16 protein-coding genes are annotated in these 21,143 nt (G+C 42.6%); 6 read left to right on the top strand and 10 right to left on the bottom strand.

What is annotated here, in order from left to right:
* Window positions 1–4 precede the first annotated feature (4 nt).
* Together ptsN and ubiA are read right to left on the bottom strand one after the other, a co-directional pair.
* Window positions 5–460, bottom strand: a complete 456-nt coding sequence (ptsN, locus tag BHC51_RS02315; RefSeq protein ID WP_100123912.1) for a PTS IIA-like nitrogen regulatory protein PtsN — start codon at window positions 458–460, stop codon at window positions 5–7.
* A 151-nt stretch (window positions 461–611) separates the two neighbouring features.
* Window positions 612–1,499, bottom strand: coding sequence for a 4-hydroxybenzoate octaprenyltransferase (gene ubiA, locus BHC51_RS02310; protein ID WP_100123911.1), 888 nt, complete (start codon window positions 1,497–1,499; stop codon window positions 612–614).
* A 198-nt stretch (window positions 1,500–1,697) separates the two neighbouring features.
* Between ubiA and BHC51_RS02305 the strand changes: the two genes are divergently transcribed.
* Both BHC51_RS02305 and BHC51_RS02300 read left to right on the top strand, forming a co-directional pair.
* A complete protein-coding gene (locus BHC51_RS02305) occupies window positions 1,698–2,162 on the top strand; it encodes a SixA phosphatase family protein (protein WP_100135365.1) in 465 nt (154 codons plus the stop codon).
* A gap of 38 nt (window positions 2,163–2,200) precedes the next feature.
* Entirely contained in the window at window positions 2,201–2,557 is a 357-nt protein-coding gene (locus BHC51_RS02300) for a YkvA family protein (protein ID WP_100100032.1), read from the top strand.
* Window positions 2,558–2,615: 58 nt separating this feature from the next.
* On the opposite strand, the gene BHC51_RS02295 is transcribed toward BHC51_RS02300, so the two are convergent.
* The 8 genes from BHC51_RS02295 to BHC51_RS02260 all read right to left on the bottom strand — a co-directional run bounded on the left by BHC51_RS02295 (window position 2,616) and on the right by BHC51_RS02260 (window position 16,182).
* The gene (locus tag BHC51_RS02295) at window positions 2,616–3,338 is read right to left on the bottom strand and encodes a glutamine amidotransferase-related protein (RefSeq protein ID WP_100100031.1); all 723 of its coding nucleotides are present in this window, start codon (window positions 3,336–3,338) and stop codon (window positions 2,616–2,618) included.
* Window positions 3,339–3,510: 172 nt separating this feature from the next.
* Entirely contained in the window at window positions 3,511–5,103 is a 1,593-nt protein-coding gene (locus BHC51_RS02290) for a bifunctional aspartate transaminase/aspartate 4-decarboxylase (RefSeq protein WP_100100030.1), read from the bottom strand.
* Between the two features lie 31 nt (window positions 5,104–5,134).
* Entirely contained in the window at window positions 5,135–6,835 is a 1,701-nt protein-coding gene (gene aspT / locus BHC51_RS02285) for an aspartate-alanine antiporter (RefSeq protein WP_100100029.1), read from the bottom strand.
* A gap of 938 nt (window positions 6,836–7,773) precedes the next feature.
* Window positions 7,774–9,333 (bottom strand): patatin-like phospholipase family protein, encoded by a 1,560-nt coding sequence (locus tag BHC51_RS02280; RefSeq protein ID WP_100100028.1) that lies wholly within the window; start codon window positions 9,331–9,333, stop codon window positions 7,774–7,776.
* Window positions 9,334–9,751: 418 nt separating this feature from the next.
* Window positions 9,752–11,230, bottom strand: a complete 1,479-nt coding sequence (locus tag BHC51_RS02275) for an efflux transporter outer membrane subunit (RefSeq protein ID WP_100123826.1) — start codon at window positions 11,228–11,230, stop codon at window positions 9,752–9,754.
* A 31-nt stretch (window positions 11,231–11,261) separates the two neighbouring features.
* Window positions 11,262–12,389, bottom strand: a complete 1,128-nt coding sequence (locus BHC51_RS02270; RefSeq protein ID WP_100153217.1) for an ABC transporter permease — start codon at window positions 12,387–12,389, stop codon at window positions 11,262–11,264.
* On the bottom strand, window positions 12,390–15,179 hold the full coding sequence (gene rbbA, locus BHC51_RS02265) for a ribosome-associated ATPase/putative transporter RbbA (RefSeq protein WP_100153216.1): 2,790 nt from the start codon (window positions 15,177–15,179) through the stop codon (window positions 12,390–12,392).
* A 1-nt stretch (window position 15,180) separates the two neighbouring features.
* Entirely contained in the window at window positions 15,181–16,182 is a 1,002-nt protein-coding gene (locus BHC51_RS02260) for an HlyD family secretion protein (protein WP_100100024.1), read from the bottom strand.
* A 251-nt stretch (window positions 16,183–16,433) separates the two neighbouring features.
* On the opposite strand from BHC51_RS02260, the gene BHC51_RS02255 reads away from it, so the two are divergent.
* The 4 genes from BHC51_RS02255 to ilvC all read left to right on the top strand — a co-directional run bounded on the left by BHC51_RS02255 (window position 16,434) and on the right by ilvC (window position 21,055).
* Window positions 16,434–17,291, top strand: a complete 858-nt coding sequence (locus tag BHC51_RS02255; protein WP_100153215.1) for a chorismate mutase — start codon at window positions 16,434–16,436, stop codon at window positions 17,289–17,291.
* Window positions 17,292–17,693: 402 nt separating this feature from the next.
* Window positions 17,694–19,466, top strand: coding sequence for a biosynthetic-type acetolactate synthase large subunit (ilvB, locus tag BHC51_RS02250; RefSeq protein ID WP_100153214.1), 1,773 nt, complete (start codon window positions 17,694–17,696; stop codon window positions 19,464–19,466).
* Entirely contained in the window at window positions 19,463–19,954 is a 492-nt protein-coding gene (gene ilvN, locus BHC51_RS02245; RefSeq protein ID WP_100123824.1) for an acetolactate synthase small subunit, read from the top strand. The genes ilvB and ilvN overlap by 4 nt, the downstream gene beginning before the upstream one ends.
* Window positions 19,955–20,038: 84 nt before the next feature.
* Window positions 20,039–21,055 (top strand): ketol-acid reductoisomerase, encoded by a 1,017-nt coding sequence (gene ilvC / locus BHC51_RS02240; protein WP_100100020.1) that lies wholly within the window; start codon window positions 20,039–20,041, stop codon window positions 21,053–21,055.
* Window positions 21,056–21,143: the final 88 nt, after the last annotated feature.

Below are 21,143 nucleotides of genomic sequence, written 5' to 3'. Positions count from 1 at the left end.
TTCCTTATACCTGTTCTGCTATCAGTATTTCGCGCACACTTTCGGCATCTGTTGCAGATAACAATGCATTACGTACAGATTTTTGTGAAAACTTTCCAGCCAGTTCTGATAGCACATTTAAATGCTTGGTTGAGGCATTTTCCGGTACCAACAACACAAATATCATGTTAACCGGTTGTTCATCCGGCGCATCAAATGCAATGGGAGTCTGTAAGCGAAAAAAGGCACCTACGGTATCCTTCACTGCGCTAATGCGCCCATGAGGAATAGCTACGCCCTTGCCTAATGCAGTAGAACCCAACTTCTCACGCGCAAACAGACAATTAAATACATCCTCCTGCGCAAGACCTGCCTGTTGGGACAATAAATAACCGGCTTCTTCAAACAGGCGCTTTTTACTGCTTACATTTAAATCCAGAACCACATGTGAAACCGGTAAAATATCCCCAATCAAACTCATGCTCATATTCAATTCCTATCAAAACTACACTTTAAGGCTGTATCAATCCGGCTACAGATATATTTACTTCGCCATTAATGCGCAATTTATTCAAATACAATCAAACTACAAAAAATTCTATCTCTTGCCTACTCATTACTTCTCTTAATCTTTATGACTTACTCAGCCAGTAGTGCAGTAACAGTCCAACAAACCAGATAAGCCCAATCCGGTTATTGCGCACAAACACAGTAAAGCACACCTTACGATCACGGGTACGGATCTTCAGCCACTGCCAGTACTGCAAACTGAGCACCAGCGGTAAAGCCAGCCAGTACCAGAAACTGGCATGGATCATCCAGCCAGCCAGAATCATCAGTACATCGAAGCCAGCATGGCACATCATTACCGCAGTAATATCATGTTGACCAAATGTAATCGCAGAAGTATGAATACCGATTTTTAAATCATCCTCTTTGTCTGCCATAGCATAAATTGTGTCATAGGCCAAAGTCCATAGAGTATTGGCTGCCAGTAAAACCCAGGCAATTGGCGGCACATGATTACTAACAGCGGCAAACGCCATCGGAATTCCAAACGAAAATGCCAGCCCAAGATACAGTTGCGGTAAAGGAAAAAAACGTTTGGTAAACGGATATGTTATAGCAAGAAACAGTGCTGGAATACTCATAATACAAGTCAGCCAGTTCATGGGCAGTAAACACAGCGCTGCCAAAGCACACAATACCAGAGTTAATGTAAGTGCTTCCTTCTTACTAACTTTTTTCAAAGCGAATGGTCGCTGGTTGGTGCGTTCAACGGCACCATCAAAATTACGGTCTGCATAATCGTTAATCACACAACCAGCGCTGCGCATTAAAAATGTACCAATAGTAAACAACAATATATGAAGCCCGTCTGGATGGCCATCTGCAGCAATCCATAGTGCCCACCATGTTGGCCACAACAGCAGCAAGGTACCAATTGGCCGGTCTACACGCATTAGTTGCATATAAACATGAAGGCGATCCGCAAGCTGCCCGCCATTCTTGGGACTCAGCTCCCCTTCAGCAGAAAATCGATTCACACCAGTCTTTCAATGTTAATGCTTGATTAAAAAATACAAAGATAGTCTGTATAACATTGCCAGAACCATCATAATGCCCCTACTATCCGATTGCAGTCTGCAAACCAAACAATTGTAACATAAGCATAACAGCTCACTGCATCCTGATACCATTACCCAAAGGAGTAAGATATGGATTTAATTTTATGGCGCCATGCCGAAGCAGAAGACAACTGGAATGATATGGCGCGCAAATTAACCAGCAAGGGCCAGCAACAGGCTAAACTTAGCGCCTTGTGGCTGCAACAACATTTGCCTAACAATTATCAGGTTTATTGCTCTGAAGCAGTACGAGCACAGCAAACAGCAAATTATCTTAAACAATCTCTGACTATTCATAAGTCACTTAATCCAGATAGCCATCCGCTTAATCTAGCTACCTTCCTGCAACAGCAGCAACCAACTGCCACCCAGATATGGGTTGGTCATCAACCATGGATTGGCCAGTTTTGTGCCTATCTGCTGAATGGTGTCTGGTTACCACAACAATTCTGGTCAGTAAAAAAATCGGCTTTCTGGTGGTTTGATATCCGCTTTAACCAGCAGCGCCATCAAGCTCGCTTAAAAGTAGCCTTGTCTCCCACTGCTTTAAAGTAAACCATATGCAATCAATCAATTGATATGAAAGTAAAAAAATGAATTTTTTACCCAAAAATGTAAATATCCGCCAGTCCCGGTTTAATGAGCGGGGCTTTTTAGCCAAACTTGCCAAAAACGCCCTGCGTCTGGGCAAACCCGTTGCTGTACAGCTATATACTTTATATCTACTGTTCAAATCACCCGAAACGCCATTACAAAGTAAAATGCTTATTCTTGGTGCCTTAGTTTATTTTCTAAGCCCGATAGACCTGATTCCCGATTTTCTTGGGCCATTCGGATTCACTGATGACATAGCAGTAATAACCATGGTGTGCAGGCAACTACAGGCAGCCATTACACCTGCATTGAAAGAGCAGGCTCTGGCGGCTGTTGCACGATTCTTTCCTAAATAAAACACAGTAAAAATATTAAGCAAAATTTATTTTTAAACCAGATAATTCTCAGCCGCATTCAATGCTGCGTCTGGTATCTCTGCATAAATTTATCGAGAAAAACAAATAGCTGCTGATTCATTACCGTGTAATCAAACGATTGTATTTCCCGTTCAGATTGTATAAAAGAGTATTTACCTGCATGATGTAAATCAGCTCTGGAATGCGTAATCAGTGCATTGATTGCTGCTGTATTCAGCTCCAAATGACATTGAAACCCATATACCAAAGGTGCATAACGCACAATCTGCCGCGGACAACCGGTACTGTAAGCCAGAATTTGTGCCTGTGCTGTTAAGCCCGGCATATCTCCATGCCAGTGCCCTACAACTAACTCCTTACCAAAATGCGCAATAAGCTCATCAGTTAAACCTGCTGAGGTCAGATATATCGGGAAATAGCCTATTTCCTTATTGGGACTGGTTTCCACCATTCCACCCAACGCCTGCCCTATTAACTGCGCGCCCAGACAGATACCCAATACAGCTTTACCTTTGTCAACAGCATCAGTAATCAGTTTTTGTTCTGCGTTACTATCAAAATAGCAGCATTCCTTAGTTGAAGTTAAAGGTGATTGCGGACCACCCATAATAATCAGCATATCCAGATTCACGGCAGAATCTGGCAGCTTTTCGCCAAGATACAGACGTGAATACGAAATGTGATGCCTTCTGCTTTTCGCCCACTCTTCGCAAGCTGCCGGACCTTCAAAATCTTCGTGAATAATAAAATGTACGTGCATTCCTACTCTCCTCCATGGATTCGAATCAGCTTTGACAAGGCAAAACTATACCGTTTTAACAACCAGATATCGAACCTAAGCAGGATTTTTATTCGCACATAAGAACTGGCAAACGCAATAGCACCGTACTTTGAAAAGTACGGTGCTGATATTTAAGCTACAGTAAAATTAATTACTTGCTGGCTTTAAATTCTTCATGATACTCACAAGCCAGTTTGTGCAATGAAGCACCAATAGCTTTGTACTGGTATTCATTCAGATTAGCTAAAGATACACGGCCAGATGGGTGGCGAACAGCAAAACCTTTACCTGGCAACAATACAACACCAGATTCATCCGCAATTCTGAACAGTAGTTCATTTGGATTTTTGGTTTTAACAACCCATTCAGCAAACTCTTCACCGTATAACTGACGGGCAGTATCTTCCATATCTACCAAGGTATAGTAATCCACGCTGTTTTCATTAAACTCGTGTTTAATACCCAACTGTTTGTACATGGCAGCGCTGCGATTGCGAATCAACGCCATCAGAGCATCTTTATACTGTTTCTTGGTATCCATCATTTCAGCCAGAGAGAACAGTACCATCTGTACCTGCTGCGGAGTAGACAAACCAGCAGTGTGATTTAGAGCTACAGCTCGGCTATCAGCAACCATGCGATCGATCAGTTTTAATTTTTCCGGTTCAGGAGTAATAGACAGATAACGTTTATGCAATACCTGACGCTCATCTTCAGGCAGTTCAGCAATTTTCTTATCTAATACATTCTCTTTAGCCATGGCAATTACACCAAGGCGCCAACCGGTTGCACCAAAGTATTTAGAGAATGAGTAAACTAAAATAGTATTGTATGGACATAGAGTAAACAGAGACTCAAAATTCTCAGCAAATGTACCATACACGTCATCAGTCAGAATGATCAAATCTGGACGTTTTTTCACAATGTCGGCAATAATCTGCAAACTGCGATCATCCATTTTCACTGAAGGTGGATTGGATGGATTAACCAAATAGAAAGCCTTGATCGAAGGATCTTCCAGTTTGCGCAATTCGCTTTCAGGATACTGCCAGTCCAGTTTCGGATCGGCATTGATCAAAACTTCTTCCAGTTCATAATCGTTTAGCTCAGGAATTTCTAGATAAGGTGTGAAAATCGGTGCACCCAGAGCAATTTTATCACCGTGACGAATCAGGCCATTCTGTTTCAGTGAACTGAAAATATATGCCATTGCAGCAGTACCACCTTCAGTTGCAAACAGATCGATGTCATCATTACTCATCGTTTTGGCACCCATTTCCTCCAGGATATAGGTTTTAACGATTTCTTCAGACAAACGCAACATACGGTCTGGTACCGGATAATTGCAGCCCAGAATACCTTCAGTCATTTCCAGCAAAAACTGATGTTGGTTGTAACCAAGCTGATCACGAACATAAGACATAGCTTTACTTAGAAAGTCTACACCCGGTTTGTGACGGTTGCGACGGATGAAATCATCAAAACGTGCCATCAAATCATCTTTGAAAGGCATACCACCGATATTCTGATCCAAGAAAGAGAAAGAAATTTCAGATTCTTCAGCTGCAAATAAACCTAATTCGAAAAACGCATTGCGAGGCAAAGTAGCCAGAAAGTTAGGGTTACCACGGCCTGCATTAAGCATCATGCGATCATTGCGGCTCTGTGCCAAGTCAATCAAATGGTTTTTCAACTCAAACGGACTTAAATTAGCATATTTTTCAAAATCATGTTTTGAAGTCATAACGGTTTCCTCAAGAAGTTAAAAGCACATATCAAACAAGAGCCACAATCAATGGGCCTAACAATGTTAGGAACACATTGGCTAATGCATATGTAACGGCAAATGGCGTAGTCGGAATTGCATTACCTGCTTTATCCAGAACTTCACCAAATGCAGGATTGGCACTACGTGAACCAGACAAAGCACCAGCAAAAACTGCTGCATTGTCATAACGGAGCACATAGCGACCAAAGAAGATAGCCAGAATCATCGGAACCAAAGTAACCACGACACCAATTAAAAACAAAGTCAAACCATGTTCTTTAATAGTCGTAATTGCCTGTAAACCTGACTGTAAACCTACTACAGATACAAAACCGGCCAGACCAAAATCTTTCATGAACTGGGAAGCAGCAGCCGGCATATTGCCAAAAGTCTGTTTGCGAGCACGTAGCCACCCAAAGAACAAGCCGGACAACAGCGCGCCACCACCAGCACCCAGAGTAATCGGGATATTGCCGATACGAACTACCACCCAGCCGATAATCAGGCCAAGTACCACACCCAGACCGTGATAAGCCCAGTCCGTTTTACTGTTGACCGTAATCGGCGCACCAATAATATGAACAACACGATTAATATCACTGGTAGAACCATAAATGGTCATTACATCGCCCAGCTTAAATTCCGTATCAGGAGTGATATCCAGCTTTTCACCATTACGATGCAACGCAATCAGATAGATACCATGCTGAATTTCAAACTCATTGTCACTCGTGTGTACTTTTGAACGGATTTCAGTCATTGTTTTATTGGCATATTCCGGATTGCGGAATACCACATTTCTGGTATCTACAATAACTTCTAGGCCTGGTTCTGAATCGAGCTCACGGCCAAACAGAGAGCTGACAGAAGTAACAGCTTCACGACGACCAACAATCAGAATAATATCGTCATGTTTTAACACTGTAGATGGCGTACAATCAATCAAATTGCCATGACGTTTAATCCGTTCGATAGTAACACCCAGATTTTCTAGCTCGATATCTTTGATGGTCTTATGAATATCACGTTCAACCACATAAATACGGCCAACCATCTGTGTAATAGCCATCCCCTGATTACCTTCAAGTGCCATCGCACCTTTCAGTTGCTCAGCTTCAGCAGCTACCGCATCATCACGAATATCACGTCCCATAATCTTCGGCAGCACATTCATACAGATAATAATTGCACCGAGCGAACCAAAGATATAAGTCACTGCATAACCAATGGCTACATTAGCCTGCAATTGTTGTAACTCATTTGCAGGCAAACCCATGTGCGTCAAAGCATCAGCAGCAGTACCTAGAATGGCTGACTGGGTTAGGCCACCGGCAGCTAAACCAGCAGCTAAACCTTTATCCAGATGGAACAGACGTGCCATAATCATCACCGTAATAAAGCCGGTAATGGCAATAAACAGCGCCAGAAAGATTTCACGCAGAGTTTTGACACCCAGTGAACGGAAAAACTGAGGGCCACTTTCGTAACCAACAGCATAAATAAATAAAGTAAACAGCAATGCTTTAAGACCTGAATCAATGTGAACATTGAGCAGGCTCAAAATCACGGCCACCAACAGAGAGCCAGCGACTCCGCCAAGCTGGAATTTACCGAAGCGGATACTGCCCAGTAAATAGCCTAGACTTAACGACAAAAACAGCAGAATAACTGGTGACTCCTGAATATTAGTCAAAACCCAATTCAACATATATCTACCTTCTCCTGAATGAACCAAGACTAGTGTGCGCTTGTACGATTTTAATTTTTGTCTTTATTTTCATAGGTATGAAAATAAATGATAACTTTAGTATTTTGTAAACACCAAAAGCATATAATTAAATTAAATAATCACATATAGCTAATATGTAAGAAGAATTTCACATTTTCCTCAAAAGATAGATAGAGTGTTTTTTCATTGATTTAAAAGAAAAAAATTAAGATTTTATTCAGCAAAAATCATTAACATAGAAACAAGATTGAAATATAAATTATGCTATTAGAATAATAAGGAGGTAACTCTATAAACCATAGATTATGCATACAAATAAAATAATTCATTCAATTTTAAATATATTTATATAGTTTGCATATATTATTATTAAGTCATATCAATGTCTTTGCAAGACAATTAAAAACCTATAACATATTGAAATAATAATAAGAATACAAATTAAAAAGTCGGTTATTTTTGCTTGATTCTGTGGCTATAACACAACAAAACCTATTTCATTACTAAAAAATGATAATAAAATTAACATCAATTACAAATTAAAAAAAATTAACTCATATATATATCCTATTAAACCCATTTAGCTATATCAAGTTCACATAAAAGTAATTTTAGGCTTGGCGGCTGTTACCTGTCAGCACCTATTATCAATAGCTGCAATCATAAATAAGATATCCAATTGACTTAATAATAAATATTTATTGCAAGATATCGATTTATTTGCTGTTCATACATAATTACCATACAGCGATAACTGACGTATAGCAGCAAGAAAAATCAAAAAAGCCTAAAAATAACTTTTAGGCTTTATCAAAAATAGTATTCTTATACAGAAAATAAATGAGTAATGACAAAAGACAATTGGAACTAATGTACAGGTACCCGATAACTTCTTACTCATTACCCAAACCAAAGAATCAGCGCCATAATGGTAAAGATTCAGTATTGATAAAATTTACTACATTATTCAAATTATTTTGTAGATTATTTGCTGTATCAGAATCTTCTGTATCTGTATCTGCATTTGTGTCTGTATCAGACGCCTCATCATCATACAAAGTAAATGATGGTTCCTTCTCTGTAGCTACTGATGGGATACCAATATCTTTAATCAGTCGTTGATATTCCTGAGATTGTGTCAGTAACTGATTAGCAGCCTTGCGCAGATTATTGACTTCACTATGAGATAAATAAAATGTAGTCGGAATATAAATTACTTTCTCTCTTAATGGTGAAGGCGGTATATCCAGCAAATTTACACTGATGTAATAGACCCGGGGTGTATCACCTGAGCGATTCTCATTCCACCAATCAACATACTTCTGAAACTGGCGCTGTGTATCCTCTGAGTACTTTTCAATAGGTATAGTAATCGCCTTTGCAACTTCCCCAGTACTAGGAATATTAGCGCTATTGTCAATTACATTACGCCTTTGTGTTTGTGCATTAACATTAATAATAATAACTTTTTTTATTCGAGCACTTTCCAACTGGTCATACAATGCCTTGTTGCTATATAACTCAGTTGTATCCAGCAAACTACGTAAACCCAGATTATCAGTTAATCCACCATCTAAAAAATGTATGTAAGGTCGCTTCTGGCTATCCTGATATTGTTTCAAATTAGCACGGTATATTGCACGTGTTTTCTCTCTGAATTCGGCCCTTCCATTCATACCATTAGCATTATCAAACGGATCATTATCTGGCAAACGATAATGACAGTTACCACCATTATTATTTAATGTCACCGGTGAAAACACCAGTGGAACCGCACTAGAAGCAGCAACTACACGAGAAATCGGCATCTGATTGAGATCTAGACACAACAAATCAAAATATTCCTGAGTAAAGTCCAATCTGCTACCAAGGCTCATATCTGTAGCACTAATAATCGTAAACGGTCCCTTACGCTTATAGTTTAAGTCAGCATAAGTTGCACCATGGTATAAATGTAAATCTAATTGTTCCTGTAATAAATCACCACGGCCAAACTGGGGGGAAGCCAAACGAGACCAGTTAGCCATTGAAAATACCTGCCCTATCATCATTTTTTGCAGATTCAGGTTTAAGAAATTATGTTCAAATGAAGGAATCGTTTCAGAACCATGTAAACCAAAATAAGCAGCTAGAACCGAACCACCAGAAATTCCATAAGCAACATCAATTGTATTCAGCAGATTAGTTTGCTTACCATTAATTTTCACCTGCTGTTTTTTCAAGGTTTCCAATACACCATACCCGAATGCTGCTGCTCGCGTACCACCACCAGAAAACATAACAATACCGATTACATCATCCTGATTTTTAGGATCATTGTTTAATAATGCATGTTTAAGGCGATATCCCTTATCCTCATCAACATGATCAATCGTTGCGACAGGTTGATATTGAAAAGAGGCACAAGCTCCGAGTTCAAGCAGAACCAGCACTAATAATGCACGAAGAAAAATAACAAATGAAAAGTGAAAACGCATACTGGCCCTACAGCAAAAAATATCAGAATTATAATTTCTAATGAAAAATATAATCCTGTATACAAAAAACAATAATCACAAATTCATTATCGTTTCAATTCAGTTCAACAAATGAAATCTCAGGTACCGTAACACTTATGCATGTGCATGCAAAATTTAATCATATCATCAACTATTAACAATGATAATGTTGATTTTAATAAAGATAATATAGATTAAAGCAAAATATTCAATAAACTGAATTACTCAAGCATCACAAAAATTAACTACATGAATAAACCAGTAATTTACTTGAATCCCTCTGCAACTTAATACTATAACCTATCACATGAAATAAAATTTGCCAAAAAGTTTTTTCAACACCCTTATATATTTACCATATTTATTCATTGATCCATATTATAAAGCCAGACCAGAATTACTCATTCACATCCATCTGCCAGCCACCCCCGAGCGCTTTATACAGACTCACAAGATTACGCGCCTCTTCCAACCGGCTTTGAATCTGTTTGTCAGCCAAATCCTCTGCATTTAAACGTGCGCGTAAACTACGATCCAGAGTCATGTCACCAAAGCGAAACAGCTTCTCAGCCGCACTAGCCTGACTGGCCGCTTGTGTTTGCGCCTGATGCATTAAATTAGTTTGCTGAAACAGACTGAACTGCATCTGATAGGCATTATCGACTTCAGCCAGAGCCTGTAAAATCATACTATCATACTCAGCAATTGCTGCCTGTAGTTGTGCATCTGCTCTTTCAATATTGTGTTTAATCCGGCCAGCAGTAAATACCGGTATAGTCATACCTGCATCCAGCAGGCCACTAACATTTTTTAAATATGATGTATTGTGATTTAAATGTATCTGGCCAGTTTGCCATAGAAAATTTAGTGAAAAACGTGGTAGGCGATCTGCTTTAGCACTAGCCAGACCTGCTCCCATCGCTTTTACCACATTTTCTTGAGTACGGATATCCGGCCGTCGGGTGATCATGTCTAGAGGCAACTGTCCGGCCGGTGCAGAAGGCAAATGCTGCAAGATATCCAGAGACTCAGGAGCAACAGTAAAACCTTGTGGTAGCTGGCCAGTTAATACTGCAATATTGCGCTGGTAAACATCAGCCTGAGCCAAATAAGTGGCTATCTGTGCCTGCATAGCAGACAATTTGGCATCAACCTCTCTGACATCATAAGCTGTTGCCTCACCAGCCCGAAAACGCCCAACCGTATAGCGCTGCAACTGTTTTAACGTAGCAACACTATGTTCACCTACTTTCGCCCGCTGCTGCATGGCACGCATATTCAGATAATTATCTGCAATCTCACTACTGAGCATCATCTGGGCACCATGCCAGCGTTCTGTTTCGCTCAGACTCAGATAATGCATTTCATCAGCATCACTACGCTTCTGGCCAAATACATCTGGTTCCCAGCTCGCAGTAAAACCTGCATGCACAGTATTGCCATGCATGCGAGTACGATTATCACCCAGTGGTGAGCCGGTTGCCTGTAAATAATCTTTAGTATTGCCTATTCCCGGCAGATACAGGTCTTTAAGCCCATTGGCACCATTGTAACGGTGGAAGCTGCCACTGCTTCCCACTCCGGCTAAAGGTCCCAAATCAGATTTGGTCATGGCCGCACTGGCACGTGCAGAAAGCATGTTGGCCTTCATTTTGGCCAGATTACGGTTATTTTTTAAGCCAGTGCTAATCAAGTCATTCAATACCGGGTCTGGCCAAACCTGCCACCAGCGACTGATATCCGCCTCCCCTCGGGCATTAACATTCTGGTCAAATTGTTGTGGTACACCTACTGTAGATTTTACCTGAATATCGGTTCTGCTACAGCCTGCCATTAATCCCATAGCCAATAATACTGGCAACCATATTTTATTCATTAACTTACTTCCCCAAAATTCGGTACAACCATTATGAATGCTGCGCCAGCATGCCACGAAAGCGTGACAGCGCCAAAGCCAGAAACAGCGCACCCATGATTGTCATCATAATAATTTTCGGCCAGACAATATCCAGTCCGGCATCGCGAAACAGCACATCCTGACTAAACTGAGTAAACTGGGTTTCTGGAGAAAACCAAGTTATATACTGAAAAAAAACCGGCATGCTTTCCAGCGGAGATTCCGATCCTGAAAGCAAGCGCATTACCACATATATCGGCAAACACAGCAAACCGAATTGCGGCATGGTTGGTGCCAGCGTCGCAAACCAGATACCCAGTGAAGCCACAGAAAACAGATAAATAATCATCCCCAGACTAAACAAAGACACCGAACCATTAATCGGAATATTTAGCCAACCCTCAATCACCAGCCACAGCGACAGCAGCGAAGCCACTGAAATTACCGCACCATTAGCAAAAATTTTGGCCATCACAATTTCACTAGGATGTACCGGCATTACCAGCAGCTGCTCAATCGTCCCATGCTCACGTTCACGAATTACCGCCGCACCAACTAAAATAATCGCCAGTAAAGTCAGATTTGAAACCACATTCATCGTAGCAATAAACCATGAAGATTCACCATTGGGATTAAACTGAGTATTCAACACCGGAGTAACCGGAGAATATTCAGTTGCCACCGGCTGACGCAAAAAAGAGCGCGTCTGAGTGTCAATTATCTGGCTTAAATAATTAAAACCGATACCTGCCTGAGTAACCGAAGTAGCATCAGCCAGTACCTGAATGGTAGGAGAACGCCCTGCTATCACATCACGTTCAAAATTAACCGGAATATCCAGAACAAACACATAATCGCCCTTGTCCATAGCTGCTTCAACGTCCTCACGTCTCACCTCCACCGGCTGCTTGAAATAGGGTTCCAGCAGAGAATCACGAATCCGGTAGGACAGAACACTGTGATCAGCATCCATTATCGCTACAGAAGCATGGCGCACTTCCGTAGAAATACTGGTGGCCACTGAATATATGGCTAAAGACAGTACTACTACCATCAGAGCAATCATAACCACATCGCTTAACAGGCTTTTTAGTTCTTTAATACTTAATACCCACACATTTTTAAACCATTGCAGCATCTACACCTCCTGCTTTTTCAACAAGCGGCCGGCCAGAAATACATACACCAGACAAAATGCCAGCAGTACCAAATAATAGTTAACAAAATCCAGAAAGCCCAAACCTTTGGTAAAACCACCCATACTGATTAACTGATACCATGCGGTTGGAAAACTCCAGCCAAACCAGTAATTCACACCAGTCAGCGTGGATAAGGGATAAAGCAGACCAGAAAAATTCAGCGCCGGAATCAGTGATAAAATTGCAGAACCAAAAATTGCTGCTACTTGCGATTTTACAAAACTGGAAATCAGTAAACCGAAAGCTGTGGCCGCACAAATCAGCGCTAGCGCCCCCAGACTCATGGCAAAGAAACTACCACGTACTGGTACCTCCAATACCACTACTGCCAGCCATACCAGTATCAGATAGCTGATAAAGGAAACAAAAACATAAGGTATCTGCTTACCAATCAAAAACTGCCTTACCGATGCCGGTGAAGTATACAGATTAGTAATCGAGCCAATTTCTCGCTCCCGCACCACGCCCAGCGCTGTCATCATTACAGGTATCAACATCATCGCCATCATAATCATGCCGGGTGTTATCGCAAAAATACTCTTGAAATCCTGATTGTAAACATAGCGCGGCGCAATCTGCGCACTAGATTTGAGCGAAATCGGTAAACCTTTCTGCGCCCACTGAACCGTAGCATAGCGGTTCAATACCACCAGAATAAAACTTTTAATATTTTCAGCCATAAACGGCATCGTACCATCTACATAAAACCCCACTTCCGGCTTATCATCACGCAACAAATCGCGACCAAAATTTGGTGGTATGTCAATAACGAGCCTTGCCTGTGAAATTTTCAGCGTTTGGTCAATCTCACTGGCACTATGCAGATTACCAGTAAAGGTAAAATAGCTTGAACCGCGAAAATGTTCGATTAAGGCCCGACTCTCCACCGTCTGGTCACGGTCGATTACCGCAAACTTGACATGCTCTACATCAAAAGATACCGACCACGCAGCCATCATCATTAAGACAACTGGCCCGAACAAAGCAAAAAAAAGGCGAATTTTATCGCGCAGCAATTCCTTACCTTCACGTACAGCAAACGTCCACACAGTCTTTAGCCAGTAGCTCAGACTATCAGTGTTCATTGCCTTACCCGCAGATTGCGCCAGTCTGGTTTCTTGTAGCGGATTCTGTTCAACCGCTGCCGGCTGACTAGCCTTATTTTTGTCTACTGCTTCCTGCAAATAATCAATAAACGCCGTTTCCAGATCATCTGTATTCTTATTAGCGCACAGCTCTGCTGGCGTACCAATAGCCAACACCCGTCCCTGATGCATAAACGATATCCTGTCGCATCGTTCCGCTTCATTCATAAAATGTGTGGACACAAAAATAGTTGTGCGATTCTTTCTGGATAAATCAAGTAGATGATGCCAGAACATATCTCTGGCCACCGGATCAACCCCAGATGTTGGTTCGTCCAGAATCAATACTTGCGGATGATGCAGGCAAGCCGCAGCCAATTGTAAACGCTGCCGGATGCCCAGAGGCAATTGACTAGGCTGAATATCTGCAAATTCAACCAGATCAAACTGCTGTAAGGACTGCTGAACCGAAGAATCTATCTGCGCCATATCCATACGATATAGTCGCGCAGACAAAACCAGATTCTGCTGTACCGTTAATTCCTCATATAAAGAAAACGACTGCGACATGTATCCAATCTTCATTCGCGTCGTCATATCATCGGCATCAACCGTATGCCCAAGCAATTGAGCAGTCCCAGAACTGGCATCCAGCAAACCAGTAAGCATTTTCATTGTTGTCGATTTACCGCAACCATTCGACCCCAGAAAGCCGAAAATTTCACCACGCTCAATTGTAAAGCTAACATTATTTACTGCAACAAAATCCCCGAAACGCTTGGTTAAATCTTTTGCCTGAATTGCCGGCGGTAAATATTTATCAGGAACAAATGGCGTCAGCTTTAAACTGCCGGCTTTATTCTGTTTCGACTCAGGCAACATTTTCACATAAGCCTGCTCCAGCGTATCCGTATGTGTTTTTTCCAGAACCTGCTGCGTGGGTGCATTAACAATCAGATGACCATCATCCATTGCCAGCAGATATTCAAAACGTTTGGCTTCATCAAAATAGGCAGTGGCCACAATAACCGTCATATCTGGGTTTTCTACCCGCAAATCATCAATGAGCTCCCAGAACTGGCGTCGGGATAGCGGGTCAACTCCCGTTGTTGGCTCATCCAGAATCAGCAGCTCAGGATTGTGAACCAGCGCACAACACAGACTTAACTTCTGTTTCATTCCACCTGACAATTTACCCGCTGGCCGATCGGCAAAAGGTGACAACCCTGTAGCTTGCAATAAACGCTTAATACGCTCATGCCGCATTGCTCCGCGCAAACCAAATAAGCGGGCATGGAAATCAACATTTTCATTAACAGACAAAGTCGGATAAAGATTCTGGCCAAGACCTTGTGGCATAAAAGCAATACGGTGACTTAACTGCTGGCGGCTATGCTTATCCGCCATGCTATCACCAAATACCAACACTTCACCCTGCTGAATAATTTTCACACCAGCAATCAGCGACAATAACGTCGACTTACCTACCCCGTCTGGTCCAATCAAGCCTACCGTTGCACAGCGCCGGATTTGCAGCGACACATCGCGCAACGCTACTGTTTGCCGGTACTGATGAGACACATGGCGTAAATCAACAGCCCACTTTCCTCCTGCTACAGCCTGCCCTTTAGCAGTACTATCCATCTCAGGCACCCTTGGCTGGTTGTTTCACACTAGGTAAATTAACTTGCCATTGCTGTGGCCACGCCTTACTATTATCAAAACGGATATAGCCGTTACCTGTTAAGCCACCCTTGAGCAAACCACTGTATTGCAACGCAATCTGCGGCGGAATTTTTAGCTTAACCTTATACATCAGCTTTTGCCGCTCGTTTAACGTCTCCACAAATTTGGGCGTAAATTGCGCATTAGAATCAATAAAATCCACTTTTGCCGGCCATACTGCATTCATCCCGTCCAGTACAATCCTTGCCTCATCCCCAAGCCTCAGCTTACCAATAGTATCTGTTGGCAAATAGACCGACAACGTCACATCAGTTGGATCCAGAAGCGATACAACCTTATTGCCTTCGCCCAGCACATTACCAGCTTCGGCAATTCGATACTCAATTCTGCCGGCTTTAGGTGCCCGAATCAGCATGTCATTATTGGCTGAAAAAGTAGCATCAATTTGTGCCTGTGCCTGCTTCACCGCAGCCTGTGCTTCAGCACGTGCTGCCTGTGCCGATTTAACTCTGGCAAGAGCAGCATCTCTATTAGCCAGACGCCGGCGCAATTCCGGCGAAGATACCAAATCATCTGATTTAAGCTGGCGCGCATTATCCAGATCCATCTGCGCAATTTTATATGACTGTTGCTGGGCTGCAATTTCCGCCTCAGCCCTAGATACACTTTCCTGAGCGCGCTGCTTATCCGCACGTGCAGCAGCCAGTTTGCTAGTGGTCTGATCAGATGACAATTCAGCCAAAACCTGATTTTTGACCACCATATCCCCTTCATCCACCTTAATTTCCACTACTCTGCCAGAATACAAAGTAGCCACATCCAACCTTTTTAACTCCATGCGGCCATTACCACCAGTAAAACCATCCGGTAATGCAGTATTGCTCCGCATATTAATCCACACTGCCAGCCCCACCAACACCAGTACTACCAATAATATAAACAACAGTCTTCTTGTTTTCATTTATTCATCCCTGATTGAACTGTTTTTACTGGTTTCGCATTACGAAACTCGCTGAAATTTCCTCACGCAAGTTAACACATAAAACATAAATACATCTTATCTATAACAATAGTTTACTATTACTGTTGCACTATTACCATAATCGCAAAGATTCTAAACTTAAAAGTCTCATTCTGATTACTAGTAATCGCCACTTGTCAGCATCCTGATTTTTTCTGACAATCAGAACACATCTCTCAAGGAATTCCGACATGATTATCGTAATGCAGCGTCAGGCAACCGAACCCCAGATCAGCAACGTCATTACCTTTATCCGCCAACGCGGACTGCACGAGCACATATCTCACGGCGAAGAACGTACCATTATCGGTGCAGTTGGCGACGAAAGAGTATTTGAACCACGCGAGCTGGAGGCACTCCCCGGCGTTGAAAAAGCATTGCGTATACTACAGGACTGGCGCATTATCAGCCGCGAAACCCAGCCTCAAGACACAATCATCACCGTACGCGGACAACAGTTTGGCGGACAGAAATGTCATCAGGTAGCCAGCATGACAGGCTCACAATTTCCCCAAAACACCAATATATTTATCGACCCCTTCTACCAGACTGCTTCACCCTATACACCGCCACTGCAAACCGGTACAAACATGCAGCAACAGATTAAACAGGCGCATCAGGCCGGTAAATCAGTCTGGTTACGTATCAGAGATGTGCGCCAGCTCGAACCAGCCTTGCAGGCAGAAGCAGATATTATTTATCTCGGAGGAGAACTGATGTCAAATCGTACTCTGCTTAATGAAGTAGGTTGTTTAAACATTCCGGTGGTATTATGCAAAGACAAACATCATCAAGTTGATGACTGGCTAATTGCTGCCGAACACATCGCCCTTAAAGGCAATCATCACCTGATGCTGGGTGAAGCAGGAACACTAAGTTTGGAACGCAATGCCCCATATCGATTAGATGTAGAAGCAATAGTTAAAGCTAGACAAATTACCCATTTACCCATTGTTGCCAATATTTCCCACCTTGCCCATGCCTACATGAATAGCTCAACACTCATACAACTGGCACAGGCAGCAGGTGCCCATATCATTATCTATTAAATGATTTGACAAATAGACAATAAGTCTAAAATTTAAAAATTTATAAAAACCTATAATATCTTCAAATTTGGACAAATTAATCAAAATAAACAGTTAAATTTGTCCAAATTAAGCATTATATTGCTCAATAATAATAAAAATAAGCATAAAATAAATCAAAAAAACCATAAAAGCAGTATTTTTCATAAAATTAGCACTTGCTTAACACCAATACCTGTCTTATCGTAAACACTCATTTAACTAACCCAAACCTGCTAATCCGACTACCGGATGCAGCGCCAACAGTTCATCACAATAGGTGTGTTCGCGTACCCTAAATCGCTGTTTACATCTATTAAATCTTACCGGATGAAGATGCATTGGCAACGTATCAGTCGGATGGCTAGAACATAAGAGGTTGATATGCAACTTTCAGGTGCACAAATACTCGTGCAGAGTCTCAAAGCTGAAAATGTAGAATATGTTTTCGGTTATCCCGGCGGAGCAGTTCTCGAAATTTACGACGCCATCTTTCAGTTAAAAAAATTTCGCCACATACTTGTCAGGCATGAGCAGGCCGCAGTTCACGCTGCCGATGCCTATTCACGTGCCAGTAATGGTGAAAAAATCGGCGTAGCACTGGTTACTTCCGGCCCCGGTGCCACTAATGCTATCACCGGCATTGCCACAGCCAATTCCGACTCAGTACCCCTTGTAGTCATTTCAGGTCAGGTTGGCACACCAGCCATTGGTTCCGATGCATTTCAGGAAGTAGACACCGTTGGTATTTCCCGACCCTGTGTCAAACATAATTTTCTGGTAACACACGTCAGCGAACTAGCCGAAACCATAAAAAAAGCATTCCAGCTTGCCCGTACCGGCCGGCCGGGAGTAGTGGTTATCGATGTACCCAAAGATGTTACTCAGGCAATGGCAAAATTCAGCTACCCGCAAGAAGACATCAATATCCGCTCCTATCAACCCGTTATCCACGGGCACACCGGTCAGATAAAAAAAGCTACACAGGTATTGGCTGCGGCCAAACGTCCGATTATCCTGTTTGGCGGCGGTGTAATACTGGGCAATGCCAGCAATGTCCTCACCGATTTAATCCAATCTACCGGCATACCTTGTGTATCCACCCTGATGGGATTAGGCGCATTCCCCGGCACCAATCGCCAATTTCTGGGTATGGTAGGCATGCACGGCTGCTACGAAGGTAATCAGGCCTTGCAAAACGCGGATGTCGTACTCGCGGTAGGTGCACGTTTTGATGACCGTGTTATCTCAGTACCAGACAAATTTACCGATGATGGCAAAAAAATCATCCATATAGATATTGACCCGTCCAGTATTGCCAAACGCGTAAAAGTAGATGTACCAATTGTTGGTGATGTTAAAAACGTCCTTGCTGATTTACTTGCCCTATGGCAGAAACAGAATATGGCATTTAACAGCAATGCACTGGAAAGATGGTGGAAAACCATTGAAAACTGGCGCAGCCATAACAGTTTATGGTTTGAAAACACAAACGAATCCATTAAACCGCAACAAGTAATCCAGACACTGGCCAAACTTACCAGCAATAATGCACTCATTACCTCTGATGTCGGCCAGCACCAGATGTTCACAGCCCAATACTACCCATTTCAACGACCGCGCCAATGGCTTAATTCCGGCGGTCTGGGCACAATGGGCGTAGGCTTACCTTATGCCATGGGCGCCAAACTGGCCAGACCAGAGGAAGACGTATTCTGTATCACCGGTGAAGGTTCCATTCAAATGAACATACAGGAACTATCCACCTGTTACCAGTACCGTCTGCCCATCAAAGTAATCAACCTGAATAATGGCTTTCTCGGCATGGTTCGCCAGTGGCAAGAGTTATATTACGAAAATCGCTACTCAGAAACCTATATGGAATCATTGCCTGACTTCGTCAAACTAGCCGAAGCTTACGGCCATATCGGTATCCGCGTCGAGAAGGCGGCCGACATAGAAGGTGCCCTAAAAGAAGCCATTGCCTTGAAAGACCGACTGGTATTCATGGATTTCATTACCGACCGTAGCCAGAATGTCTACCCGATGGTAGGCAATGGCAAAGGACTGGACGAAATGGTGTTGCCACCACATATGAATGAAACCCAGATTACTGCAACCAATGACCGCGAACAGAATAGCCGGAGTGCATCATGAGACACATTTTATCTATTCTGATGGAAAATCAGTCTGGAGCCATGAGCCGCATCGTTGGCTTGTTTTCAGCCCGTGCCTACAACATAGACTCTCTTTCCGTGTCTCCCACAGAAGACAATACCCTGTCACGCATGACAATAGTCACCAGCGGTAATGACATGGTAATGGAACAGATAACTAAACAGCTAAACAAACTGATTGAAGTTATCAAAGTAATCGACCTCAATGACAGTCAATATGTCGAACGCGAACTAATGCTGGTCAAACTGCGCGCTACTGGTAAAGACAGAGATGAAATACTGCGTCTGGCGGATATCTTCCGCGGACAAATTATTGATGTTACCGATAAAACCTATACCGTAGAAATCACCGGCACCAGCAACAAACTTGATGCCTTTCTGGATACCGTGGGCAAACCACTGATTCTGGAAACAGTTCGCACAGGTGCAGCCGGCATAGGCCGTGGCGAACGTATGTTACGTATTTAATCAGGCACGCTGACAAAATTACCGGCTTAAAGCCATACCCAAACATCAATTATAGAATCAAAGCATTAAACTAAAGGAATAACAATGCAAGTTTATTATGATAAAGACGCCGACCTGTCATTAATCAAAGGCAAAACCGTAGCCATTATTGGTTATGGTTCACAAGGTCATGCCCATGCCGCCAACCTGAAAGATTCAGGTGTTAACGTAATCGTAGGCTTACGCAAAAATGGTAACTCATGGCATAAAGCAGCCAATGCAGGGCACGATGTGCGTGAAGTGGCCGAAGCCACCAAAGCTGCCGATGTAGTCATGATTCTTACCCCAGATGAATTTCAGCCGGCAGTATATGTAAATGAAATTGCCCCCAATCTCAAAGACAATGCCACTCTGGCTTTTGCCCATGGCTTCAACATTCATTACAACCAAATTATTCCAGCCAAAAATCTGGACGTAGTGATGATTGCACCCAAAGGCCCCGGCCACACCGTACGCAGCGAATTTCTCAAAGGCGGCGGTGTACCCAGCCTGATTGCCGTACATCAGGATGCAACCGGCCGAGCTCGCGACATCGCCTTATCATATGCAGCAGCCAATGGTGGTACCAAAGGTGGTGTTATCCAAACAACCTTTAAAGAAGAAACCGAAACCGACCTCTTCGGCGAACAGGCAGTATTGTGTGGTGGGCTGGTTGAATTAATCAAAACCGGTTTTGAAACACTAGTAGAAGCCGGATATGCCCCCGAAATGGCTTACTTTGAATGCCTGCATGAAATGAAACTAATCGTAGACTTAATCTACGAAGGTGGTATTGCCAACATGAACTATTCCATTTCCAATAATGCAGAATACGGTGAATATTTCACCGGTCCGCAAGTAGTGAATGAACATTCACGTCAGGCAATGCGTGAAGCATTAAAACGCATTCAGAACGGCGACTATGCCAAATCCTTTATCGTAGAGGGTGCCACCAACTACCCGTCTATGACCGCCCGTCGTCGCCAGAACGCCGAACATCCGATTGAAATCGTTGGTAACCAGCTACGCAGCATGATGCCATGGATTGCCAAAAACAAACTGGTTGATCAGGACAAAAACTAATTTAGCTGCTTAAGTCAGCTTATTCCAAAACAAAAGCTTGTGTATGCATTTTCATATACAAGCTTTTTTTAACCCTGAATCCAAGAAA

The organism is Snodgrassella alvi (assembly GCF_002777745.1).
Classification (GTDB): Bacteria; Pseudomonadota; Gammaproteobacteria; order Burkholderiales; family Neisseriaceae; genus Snodgrassella; species Snodgrassella alvi_D.
The sequence above is the reverse complement of the archived record's forward strand: the minus strand, read 5'-3'. Positions and strand labels throughout refer to the sequence as shown.